Origin of the sequence: Mucilaginibacter sp. (genome assembly GCF_028287845.1) — a bacterium.
Classification (GTDB): domain Bacteria; phylum Bacteroidota; class Bacteroidia; order Sphingobacteriales; family Sphingobacteriaceae; genus Mucilaginibacter.
This window is the reverse complement of record NZ_JAQBOW010000080.1, coordinates 1-12,177: the sequence shown is the minus strand read 5'-3', so window position 1 is coordinate 12,177 and position 12,177 is coordinate 1. Positions and strand designations below refer to the sequence as shown.

The following is a 12,177-nucleotide window of genomic DNA, read 5'->3' as shown; positions in this document are numbered from 1 at the left end:
AGGCCTTTGCGCTTCTTTTTTGATTCTTCACAGTTTGCAGAATCTCGGTTCTAGCCGAAACGTCAGACGAAAAGCTTCGGGTGAAAGCATGTAAAACTTGTTGGGCTGTGCGGCTGGAAGGGCATGGCGTCTTTTTGCCCGGGCAATGGCCTGTGCCAGTTGGAGCAAAATTATGCAGCCCGTGGTTTTACCTGCTTGCAGGGCAAAGGCCTCGAGCGCAAAGAAGCCTCTCGTCTGACTTGATTTTTCGGTTCTTTTTCATCTAAGGAAAAAGAACTAGGGCCTTAACAGCCATGAGCGTCACCAAGCTGCTAATAACGCACATCTTATAAAGAGAGCTTAACACTCTTTTTTGTACATTTGCCACATGGCCGCTATAAAACCATCCGTACCTAAAGGAACCCGCGACTTTTCGCCTGCCGAAATGGTAAAACGCAATTTTATTTTTGATACTATTAAAGGCGTTTTCCGCAAGTTTGGTTATCAGCAAATAGAAACTCCGTCAATGGAGAACCTGTCTACCTTAACCGGTAAGTATGGTGATGAGGGCGATAAGTTGATGTTTAAGATATTGAATAGCGGCGATTATCTTTCTAAGGTTGAGCCTGCAAAACTGGTTAATGCAAATTCAAACCAGCTTATTTCAGACATCTCAGAAAAAGCTTTACGTTACGACTTAACAGTCCCTTTCGCTCGTTACGTAGTGCAACACCAAAACGAAATTACTTTTCCTTTTAAGCGTTTCCAGGTGCAGCCGGTTTGGCGTGCAGATAGACCACAGAGGGGCCGCTATCGCGAATTTTTTCAGTGCGATGCTGATGTGGTTGGCTCTGATTCTTTATTAAATGAGGCCGAATTTATATTGATCTATGACGAAGCTTTAAGCGCCCTGGGCTTAAAAGATTTTACAGTAAAAATAAATAATAGAAAAATTCTATCAGGCATAGCCGAAGTTATAGGAAAAATTGATAACATTATTGACCTGACTGTAGCTATTGATAAACTGGATAAAATTGGACTGGATGGCGTTATAAAAGAGCTGCTTGAAAAAGGCTTTACAACGGATGATATTGAAAAATTAAAACCCGTAATTTTATTAGAGGGTACTAACTCTACAAAGCTGCAAAGTTTACGCGCCGCGCTTGCCGATTCTGTAATTGGGCTAACCGGGTGCGATGAAATAGAAGAGGTATTTAATTATATAGATAACTTTAAACTGCAAAACGGCACCATCGAACTGGACATTACCCTTGCTCGTGGCCTGAACTATTACACAGGCGCCATATTCGAAGTTAAAACCAACGAGGTTGCCATAGGCAGCATTGGCGGCGGCGGCAGGTATGATGATCTGACCGGTATGTTTGGCTTAAAGGGGCTAACAGGTGTTGGCATATCATTTGGTGCCGACCGTATTTATGATGTGATGGAAGAGCTGGATCTTTTCCCGGCGGATGCTAACCAAAGCACCCAGGTTTTAATATGCTGCTTTGATAAGGATGGCGAACTTTATGCCCTGCCCTTATTACAACAGCTGCGCGATAATAACATTAATACAGAACTTTACCCGGCAGGCGCCAAGATCAAAAAACAATTGGATTATGCCAATAATAAATATATACCTTACACTGTTGTAATTGGCAGTGACGAAATGCAAAGCAGCATGCTTACCTTTAAAGATATGACTTCGGGCATGCAGGAGAAGCTTACAGCTAAACAGATTATAGGAAAACTTACTACAGGTTTGTAATCTACTCTACTATAACCGGGTCACCACTGCAAAAAAAAAGCCAACCAACCACAGGGATATTTTTTCTAAAAATATTTTTTTCTTGTAACATTTCTTCTTTTTAAACGACTTATATATATAAGCGTTAATTACTTAACCACTTTTTTATAAAATAATTTAAATATTATTTGCATATACGAAATATATCGTACATTTGTACGAAGATATTCGTAGTATAGGAAAATATGGAAATGAAACCAACAGAAAGCGAGCTTGAAATATTACAGGTAATTTGGAAGAAAGGCCAATGCACCGTGCGCGATGTACATGAAGAACTGGCAAAAAACAAAGATGCCGGGTACACCACCACCCTTAAACTGATGCAGATAATGGCTGATAAGGGCTTGGTTGTGCGCGACACCAATTCTAAAACCCACTTATATACAGCAGTAATAAGCCGCGAACAGGCACAGAATACCGCGCTGGATAAAATTCTGGATACCGTATTTAAAGGTTCGACCGCCGACCTGGTTATCCAGGCGCTTGGCCAACACCGAGCATCGTCTGACGAGATTGATGCGATCAGGAAATATCTGCAGCAATTTGAGGTTAAAGATTAGTTAATTAGAGATTAAAGATTAGGCATAGCAATAAGTAAAAATTAAAATTATGGAAAATCTGTTTTACAACATCAGCCAGGTTTTAGGCATAACCATTATCCACTCATTGTGGCAGGGGTTAGTTATTTATATAGCGTTGCGCTTATTTGTGCTGGCTTTCCCGGCAACATCATCGGCAGTTAAATATCTTGTTGCCTACAGCGCGCTTGCTATTACGCTGGGATGGTTTATTGTTACCTTATTTAAAGAATTGGGTAATTATAACTGGCTATCAACAACGGCGTTGCAAATATCGCCATTAACATTACCCGCAATTATGCACGAGGCAAGCGCACCGGCTAACCGGTTTTACTTTACCATAGCTAATTATATGCCTTACTTAACAATGCTATATGTCGTTGGCTTAGTATTTAACACATTTAGATTAACACTTGCCTGGAACAGCATTTATCGCATAAGGCAAAACATTAGCGATGCCGGTTTTGAAAACACCGTGAAACGTTTATCCGCAAAGCTTGATGTGAAAAACAATGTACAAGCCGCTTTTAGCGAATGGGTTGATGTGCCTTGTATTACAGGTTTTATTAAACCAATTATTCTGTTGCCGCTATCTATTACCTGCTACCTGTCTACCGACGAAATTGAGGCCATATTGCTTCATGAACTGGCCCATATTAAAAGAAACGATTACCTGTTAAACTTTATACAACAGGTAATGAGCATCCTTTTATTCTTTAACCCTTTTGCCAGGTTAGTAAATAAAATTATTAACGAAGAAAGAGAAAATTGCTGCGATGATGTAGTTGTGCACATTACCGGCAGTCCGTTTATATATGCACAAGCGCTTTTAAAACTCGAGGAGAATAAACACCATCAGTGGCAACTGGCCCTTGCCGCTACCAAAAAAAAGTATGAATTGTTAAACCGAATTGAACGCATCATGAAAACTAAAACACAAACCGTAAATATACGCCCCGTACTAATAACCGTACTGGCCCTTACCTGTAGCATTAGCAGCATAGCCTGGCTAAACCCCGAAATTAAAAATGGCAAGGTAATTATTAAAAATGCCCCTGCTATAAAGATGATAGCTGCGGCTATTAGCGCCCCTCCGGCAGTAGCAGCACCTGCTTTGCCACCTGCCCCACTTAAGCATAAAAGAAGCTTAAGTTTTAAATATTATAAGGACTCTACCAGGTTTAACCGACTGGATGACACCACCATCAAAAACAAAAAATATAAAATTGTAATTGAAGACGAAAAAGGCAATAAAAAAGAATACAACTCTGTAAATGAACTACCTGTAGAAGACCGTAACGACTTTTTAGGCAATACTGTTGATTTAAAAATGGCAATGGACGACTCGGCACGTTTTGTTTTGAAAAAATTCTATGCAAGCGACCAATGGAAAAAACAAGCCGAACTAATGAAAAAACAAGGCTTGCTAATGGCCAAAAAGTTTGACAGCCCCGAGTGGAAACAGAAACAAAAGGCGATGTTAGAGAAATCAATGGCGATGGCTAAACAATTTAACAGTCCCGAATGGAAACAGAAACAAAAGGTATTGATAGAGAAATCAATGGCGATGGAAAAACAGTTTAATAACCCTGAATGGAAAAAGCACATAGAGGAAATGCAGAAAAGCGGCGAAGATATGGCCAAATTCTATGACAGCCCCGAGTGGAAAAAGCAAATAGAGGCGATACAGAAAAGTGGTGAAGATGTAGGCAAATACTTTGACAGCCCTGAGTGGAAAAAGCAAATTGAGGATATACAGAAAAGCGGCGAAGACATGGGCAAATACTTTGACAGCCCTGAATGGAAAAAAAAGATGGCAGAAATTAAAATAAAAGAGCCAAAGATGAAGTATGCGCCGAGGCCAAAGAAAGACCTAAAAATCAAAAGAATTGATGACAAAGAAATAATTGAGACCCCAGCACCACCGCCGGCTCCGGAAAAACCGGAAAAACTGAAAAGACCCGAAAAACTGAAAAAACCGGAAGCACCTGAAAAACCGGAGGCTCCTGAAAAACCAGAAAGATCACCATTATAATTAATTTTTTATAAAATATATGGTTAAGTAAGGTTAGTGGAAGAATATATGTAATAAGATCAGTTTATAGTTAATAAATAAAGAGGGGCGAGCCCTCTTTATTTATTAACTTACTACCATACTATTTAACCTAAATTGTAATTTAGTGTCCTTTAAACAAGGATACTTTTTTTATGCTTCAAAAACTCAGTATAAGTAATTATGCCCTTATTGATAATCTTGAAATTAGTTTTGACGGCGGATTAAACATCCTCACCGGCGAGACCGGTGCGGGTAAATCAATTATATTAGGTGCGCTCTCGCTTATTTTAGGACAACGGGCAGAAAGCCGGTACTTTTTCAACCAGCAAAAGAAATGCGTTATTGAAGGCACCTTTAAAATTGCTAATTTTCATCTTAAAACCTTTTTTGAAGATAATGACCTCGACTATGAAGCCGAAACCGTACTAAGACGCGAAATATCTGCCGATGGTAAATCGCGCGCTTTTGTTAATGACACACCGGTAAATTTAAACTCGCTCAAACTATTGGGCGAAAAGCTGATAGACATACACTCACAGCATGCTACACTGGAAATTAATGACCCTGAATTTCAATTACTGGTGGTTGATTCGGTGGCTAAGCATCCGGATTTGTTGGGTGAGTATCAAACTAAATTTCGGGCTTATAAAAAATCCACATCCAAATTACAGCAGCTGGTAGACGAAAGTGATAAGGCTAAAGCCGACCTGGATTATTACCAGTTTCAATTTGATGAGCTGGAAAAAGCCGGCCTGTCAACCCACGAGCAGGAACAATTAGAACAGGAACTATACGCCTTAAACAACGCCGAAGAAATAAAACGTAACCTGTTAAGCGCCAATTACCTGATGCAGGATAGCGATGCAGCCGCACTGGTGCAATTGCGTGAGGCCGGGCAACAATTAGCCGCACTAATAAAATTTAACCCGCAAATTGAAGGATTACAGGAGCGGTTAAATAGCACCGTTATTGAACTGAAAGACATATCAGCCGAGATAGAAAACATAGAGCAACGCACCCATACCAACGAGGCTCGCACTGTAGACATCAATATCCGCCTGAGCCTGATCTACATCCTGCAAAAGAAGCACCGTGTAAACAGTAATGCTGAGTTGTTAGAGCTGCAGGATGAGTTATCGGGCAAGATACAGCAGGCCGTTTTTGGTGACGAGGTAATTGAGAAATTACAACAACAACTTAATGCCGATAAAAAAGAATTAGAGAAATTGGCGGCTCAATTATCGACAAACAGATTAAAAGCCATCCCGGTTATTGAGGAGCAGGTATTGCAGACTTTGGCCGAAATGGGAATGAGTAATTCGGCGCTTAAAATTGAGTGTACAACAGTATCAGAGTTAACAAAGAACGGGGTTGATATAGTACGTTTCCTATTTTCTGCCAACAAAGGCCATGCCCTGGCCGAAATGAGCAAAGTAGCATCAGGCGGAGAACTTTCGCGGTTGATGCTGAGCATTAAATCCCTTATCGCTAAAAACACAGCATTACCTACCATTATTTTTGATGAGATAGATACAGGAGTATCCGGCGAGGTAGCTAATAAAGTTGGGCAGATCATGGAGCAGCTATCCAATAATTTACAAGTTATTACCATTACTCATTTGCCGCAAATTGCCAGCAAGGGTAATAGCCATTATTTTGTTTATAAAGATGACGAGAGCGATACAACCCGCACCCGTATTAAGCAATTAGACACAAACGAGCGTGTTTTAGAAATAGCCAAAATGCTAAGCGGCGATAAACCAGGCGAGAGCGCATTGCAGAATGCGAGAGAGTTGTTAGCTCCCTAACCCCCTGAAGGGGAAACGATAGCGAAAAATGCAACTATTATAAAGTCAATTGATAAAAAAAAGCGCATATTTATCAACCGATAAGTTAGCTGCAAACTTTTATGTTTTTTTTCCGCAAGACATGTTTTATTATGAGGGTTGCATTTTTGGTCCTTTTGTTCTCCTTTCTTTGTTATAAAGGGTTTGCCCAATGTACCACAACACCTATTAATGTTGATCTTTCTGCTTCTGCAAGTAATTCAATTACAATATCGGCAATGCGTAATGGAGACTGCTGTGGCACTAATTGCAATACTTTTAATGTAACTGTTGCCCCGGGCACTGACATGATCAATTTTAGTACAGATCAAGTAACCGGATCCGGTTCTTATATAATAAATTGCGGACTTTCAACCAGCATTACAGCCCCTAGTGGTACACCGGCCTGTATATCCGGATTAGGGACAACCTTTACAATATCCTTTTGTAAGCCGGGCAGCAACATCGTTGCCTATACAATAACCGCATTATCATCAGTAACGGTTTCACCTGATCTTTACTTAAGAACAGGTTGCTCAGGAACTATGTCGGTTAATGGCTTAACGCCGTCCACTGTTAGCTGGACCTCGGTTTATCCTGGCGCTATAGGGGCTTATAATAATTATTTAAGCTCAACATCAGGTGTTAGTACTACTGTTACACCTCAGGCAGTTGTTCCTCCCTATATTGATTATAAAGTTAGCGGCATGAGGGGAACTTGTGCAGCTGGTATTCTTACCGTTCGTGTTTATATTTATCCTCCACTTAATGTGTCAATAACACCATCATCTCCTGTAATCTGCTCCGGGGCGCCGGTAACATTAACAGCCGTGCCCACTGGTGGATACCCATCCTATACTTATTCATGGAATACAGGTGCAACCACCTCATCAATAAGTGCAACCACCCCGGGTACTTATACAGTCACAGTTAATGATCAAACGTCCTGTGGGCCGGTAACTCAACAGGTAAACGTTACTGCACTTGCAGCGCCAACGGTTGCCCCGGCTACTATTTGTTCAGGTAATTCTGCTACACTTACTGCAACAGCACCGGGAGGTTCATATCAGTGGTATGATGCCGCTACCAACGGATCGCTATTATTCTCAGGGGCAAGTTATACAACGCCCTCTCTAACTACCAATACTACCTATTACGTACAAACTACAGGCGCGAGTTGTACCACCTCCAGAACACCGGTAACCGTAACCGTAATTCCATTGCCTCCAAAGCCTGGCATTGTTCCTTAAACCGGAAGCCCCTTCAAGACGGCATCATTTTTATATTTAATTGTAATTGAGGAAATACCTACCTTTGCCACCATTATAAACAAAAAATAAAACATGGCTTATAATTTATTAAAAGGCAAAAAAGGAATCATATTTGGTGCACTGGATGAAAACTCTATCGCCTGGAAAACCGCCCAGCATTGTTATGCTGAGGGCGCTGAAATTGTATTAACCAATGCTCCTATCGCTTTGCGTATGGGCACCATAAATAAGCTGGCCGAAGAGATCAAAGCTCCGGTTATCCCTGCCGACGTTACCATTGCTGCAGACATTGAAGCCCTGTTTACTCAAGCCATGGAACACTTTGGCGGCCCGGTAGATTTTATACTGCACTCTATAGGCATGAGCGTTAACGTGCGCAAGGGCATTCCTTATTATGAAAACAATTACGAGTTTACCCACAAGGGTTTTGATATATCGGCATTAAGCTTGCACCGCGTGCTGCAAACTGCCATGAAAATGGATGCCATTAACGAATGGGGATCTGTTGTAGCATTAACCTACATTGCCGCGCAACGTGTATTCCCTGATTATAATGATATGAGTGATAACAAAGCGGTGCTGGAAAGCATTGCCCGCAACTTCGGCTATTATTATGGCACCAAGAAACATGTACGTGTTAATACCGTATCGCAATCGCCAACCCGCACTACTGCCGGATCGGGCGTTAAAGGATTTGACGGCTTTATTAATTATGCAGAGAAAATGAGTCCGCTTGGTAATGCAGATGCTGACCAATGTGCTGATTACTGCGTAACCTTATTCTCTGACCTAACCAAAATGGTTACCATGCAAAACCTTTTCCATGACGGTGGTTTCTCTTTCACCGGAGTAACACAAGCTGTTATAGAGCAGATGGAGAAATAAAAATATTGTCTATAAAAAAAGGCTAACCAACGGTTAGCCTTTTCTGTTTTAGAGATAATTTCTTTTACGAAGATGGTATCAATACCAATTTCACGGTAATATCACTGGTTGGTTTAACCGGCACGCCACCGCCAACTGGCTGTGAGTATAACACCAGATTACCGGTATAATGGAAGTAGCTGTATGATACATTATTATAAACTTCCGGTATCTGCTCATATACTCCTTTAAAGAAAGAGAAATAAACCAATGTAGCGCCATTGTCATTAAAAAAGCTATCTATTGCAGGCGCTTTAATAGAAACCGAATCTGATTTACCATCCGTGGTTTGGGCCCAGCTAGTTGCCGGAATAGTAACCAGGTAGGTTGAATTAGGTGTAACATTAGTTACATACGTTTTTTTACAGGATGTTAATGTTGCCACGACCAGGGCAACGCATGCAATTGATAATATTTTTTTCATAGTAATTTTATTTATCTATAGATAAGATAATTTTTAAACGAAAAGGTTTAATATTTAGTTTGATTATTTTAAAAAAAATACCTGGGGGGCTTATGTCAGGGCCTTCGGGTAACATTCACTATTATATAATAATAAAAGAGCCCCCGAAATCGGGGGCTCTTTTATTATTGAAAGCTTAATTCTGCTCTTCCTGTTTCGGCTTTTTGACAGTAGCTTTTTTAGGAGATATCTTTATCTCGTCGGCTTCTTTATCATAATCAACCATCATGGTATCGCCTTCGTGCATTTCGCCTTTTAGTATTTCTTCGGCAATTGGGTCCTCCAAATGTTTTTGGATGGCACGCTTTAACGGGCGTGCGCCAAATTGCGAATCGTATCCTTTTTCGGCAATAAACTTTTTGGCTGCTTCGGTCAGCTCAATTTTATAACCTAAGCTGTTAACACGGCCAAACAATGAGGCTAATTCAATATCAATGATTTTAAATATTTCTTCTTCGCCAAGCGAGTTAAATACAATAACGTCATCAATACGGTTCAAAAACTCAGGAGCGAAAGCACGTTTTAAAGCGTTCTCTATCACACCTCTTGAGTGCGAATCGGCTTGGGTTGTTTTAGCATTAGTGTTAAAACCCACACCTTGTCCAAAATCTTTCAACTGACGTGCGCCAATGTTCGAGGTCATGATGATGATCGCATTTCTGAAATCAACCTTGCGGCCCAAAGAATCAGTCAATTGCCCTTCGTCTAACACCTGCAATAGTATGTTAAATACATCAGGATGAGCTTTTTCAATCTCATCAAGCAATACAACCGCGTATGGTTTGCGACGTACTTTTTCTGTCAATTGTCCGCCTTCTTCATAACCCACATAGCCCGGAGGGGCACCAACTAATCTTGATACCGCGAATTTTTCCATATACTCGCTCATATCAATTTGTATCAGCGCGTCTTCGGTATCAAACATAAAACGTGCAAGCTCTTTAGCCAGCTCTGTTTTACCAACACCTGTAGGGCCTAAGAAAATAAACGAGCCAATTGGCTTTTTAGGATCTTTCAAGCCTGCACGTGTGCGTTGTATGGCACGGGTAAGTTTCTTTATCGCGTCTTCCTGGCCTATAATCTTGTTGCCAATAGTGCCGCTCATGTTTAACAATTTCTGACTATCAGTTTGTCCTACTTTTTGAACAGGTATACCTGTCATCATAGATACAACCTCGGCAACATTATCTTCGGTTACGGTATAACGTTTAGATTTTGTTTCGGCTTCCCATATCGCTTTAGCCTGCTCCAATTCTTCCAGCAAATGCTTTTCGGTATCGCGCAGTTTTGCAGCTTCTTCGTATTTCTGGCTGCGTACTACTTTATTCTTCTCAACCTTTATCAGTTCTATCTTATTCTCAATATCCAAAATTTCCGGCGGAACGTGGATATTGGTTAAGTGAACGCGCGATCCCGATTCGTCCAAAGCATCAATAGCCTTATCCGGCAAGAACCTGTCTGTAATATATCTTGTAGTTAAAGCTACGCAAGCCTCAATAGCTTCATCAGTATAAGTTACACCATGATGCTCTTCGTATTTTTCTTTGATCCTGTTTAGTATTTCAACAGTTTCATCAGGCGTAGCCGGCTCAACCATTACTTTCTGGAAACGACGGTCCAAAGCGCCATCTTTCTCAATATACTGCCGATACTCATCTAAAGTAGTAGCACCAATACATTGTATCTCGCCACGGGCCAAAGCCGGTTTAAACATGTTCGATGCATCCAGCGAACCTGAAGCACCACCTGCACCAACTATGGTATGTATCTCGTCAATAAACAAAATAACATCAGGCGATTTTTCCAGCTCGTTCATAACGGCTTTCATACGCTCTTCAAACTGTCCGCGGTATTTGGTACCTGCCACTAACGAGGCCAGGTCTAAAGTAACCACGCGTTTGTTAAACAATACACGCGATACTTTACGCTGAACAATTCTTAACGCCAAACCTTCGGCAATGGCAGATTTACCAACGCCCGGCTCGCCAATTAATATCGGGTTGTTCTTTTTACGACGTGACAGAATTTGCGATACACGCTCAATTTCTTTCTCACGGCCAACAATCGGGTCCAGTTTACCATCTTCGGCAGCGCGGGTTAAATCGCGGCCAAAGTTGTCCAATACCGGGGTTTTTGATTTAATGTCTGATACTTTTTTAGGCTGATTAAATGCTTCTTCTTCCTTAAAATCATCCTCGCCGCCGGTTGATGAACCGGGCATCTCATCGGTCACATTGTTTTTATGCGATTCTACCTCGCCTTTAAACACTTCGTAGTTAACATTAAACTGCATCAGTATTTGTGATGCAATATTATCTTCATCGCGCAAAATAGATAACAATAAATGCTCGGTACCTATTACATCGCTTTTAAAAATTTTAGCTTCCAGGTAAGTTATCTTCAATACTTTTTCGGCCTGTTTGGTTAACGGTATGCTGCCAATATGTACATTAGTTCCTATAGTTCCTTTTACAGCGTCTTCGACAGATCGGCGCAATCTGGCCGTATCAACAGCCAGTTCTCTAAGCAGCTTTATAGCTACACCGTCACCATCACGGATAAGCCCAAGTAGCAGATGCTCTGTACCAATATAGTCATGTCCAAGGCGCAACGCCTCTTCCCTGCTGTATTGTATCACATCCTTAACCCGTGGCGAAAATTTTGCTTCCATATATATTCCTATTATACGTTCTAATATATTAATTTGTTTCTACAGTTAGAACGCGTTGTTTTCCATAATTATCAACAATATTGTTGCCAACTTTTTCACTTAACAATTAAACAGACACTATTATGATGTGCAATCTATTAAAAGTTAAACTTTATGCAACATTTATCTTTTAAAAATTAGTTACCCTTATGTAAATTTTACATTAATAACGTAGCTAACTACCTGTTTGATATACGCAAACAGCAATAGTTTAACCAAAACAGGAATGAAAATGCACAACTGTGGAAAAATAGGCAGTTTAGTCAGGATGGGTGACGTAATGGCATGGGTTATTTAATTAACAGTGGGCGGTTTGTAGTTGGCAGTTTGAGTATTCGGTTGCGCGGGGTGTCTGAACCATTGATTAGTTGGATTATTAAATCAGGCAATCCCAAAAATCTTACGAATCATGGTTCAAATAATTTGGGCGTTTCCCTGCGGGCCGCGCTATACGCTCATACGCCTGCAAGGCATTAGGCGCAAGGCCGGTATGCGCTGCTATCGCTAACGTGGGGTTTCAGCACCGGCCGTATAGTCAGGTTGGAATGGGGTCAGGCAGAATC

The 12,177-nt window shown here is 41.0% G+C and carries 8 protein-coding genes; 6 read left to right on the top strand and 2 right to left on the bottom strand.

Features of this window, described 5'->3' with window-relative positions; all coding sequences use genetic code 11:
- Positions 1 to 367: 367 nt before the first annotated feature.
- The 6 genes from hisS (at position 368) to JWP71_RS07715 (ending at position 8,402) form a co-directional block, all read left to right on the top strand.
- A complete protein-coding gene (gene hisS, locus JWP71_RS07740; RefSeq protein ID WP_299498341.1) occupies positions 368 to 1,747 on the top strand; it encodes a histidine--tRNA ligase in 1,380 nt (459 codons plus the stop codon).
- 230 nt (positions 1,748 to 1,977) lie between these two features.
- The gene (locus JWP71_RS07735) at positions 1,978 to 2,346 is read left to right on the top strand and encodes a BlaI/MecI/CopY family transcriptional regulator (RefSeq protein ID WP_299498340.1); all 369 of its coding nucleotides are present in this window, start codon (positions 1,978 to 1,980) and stop codon (positions 2,344 to 2,346) included.
- A gap of 49 nt (positions 2,347 to 2,395) precedes the next feature.
- On the top strand, positions 2,396 to 4,399 hold the full coding sequence (locus JWP71_RS07730) for a M56 family metallopeptidase (RefSeq protein ID WP_299498339.1): 2,004 nt from the start codon (positions 2,396 to 2,398) through the stop codon (positions 4,397 to 4,399).
- Positions 4,400 to 4,572: 173 nt separating this feature from the next.
- Positions 4,573 to 6,228, top strand: coding sequence for a DNA repair protein RecN (gene recN, locus JWP71_RS07725; RefSeq protein WP_299498338.1), 1,656 nt, complete (start codon positions 4,573 to 4,575; stop codon positions 6,226 to 6,228).
- A 257-nt stretch (positions 6,229 to 6,485) separates the two neighbouring features.
- Entirely contained in the window at positions 6,486 to 7,496 is a 1,011-nt protein-coding gene (locus JWP71_RS07720; protein ID WP_299498337.1) for a hypothetical protein, read from the top strand.
- Between the two features lie 93 nt (positions 7,497 to 7,589).
- Entirely contained in the window at positions 7,590 to 8,402 is an 813-nt protein-coding gene (locus JWP71_RS07715; protein WP_299498335.1) for an SDR family oxidoreductase, read from the top strand.
- Between the two features lie 64 nt (positions 8,403 to 8,466).
- Here JWP71_RS07715 and JWP71_RS07710 read toward each other — a convergent pair whose 3' ends face one another.
- Both JWP71_RS07710 and JWP71_RS07705 read right to left on the bottom strand, forming a co-directional pair.
- The gene (locus tag JWP71_RS07710; RefSeq protein ID WP_299498334.1) at positions 8,467 to 8,865 is read right to left on the bottom strand and encodes a hypothetical protein; all 399 of its coding nucleotides are present in this window, start codon (positions 8,863 to 8,865) and stop codon (positions 8,467 to 8,469) included.
- A 175-nt stretch (positions 8,866 to 9,040) separates the two neighbouring features.
- Positions 9,041 to 11,575: an ATP-dependent Clp protease ATP-binding subunit gene (locus JWP71_RS07705; RefSeq protein WP_299498333.1), complete on the bottom strand. Its 2,535-nt coding sequence runs from the start codon at positions 11,573 to 11,575 to the stop codon at positions 9,041 to 9,043.
- Positions 11,576 to 12,177: the final 602 nt, after the last annotated feature.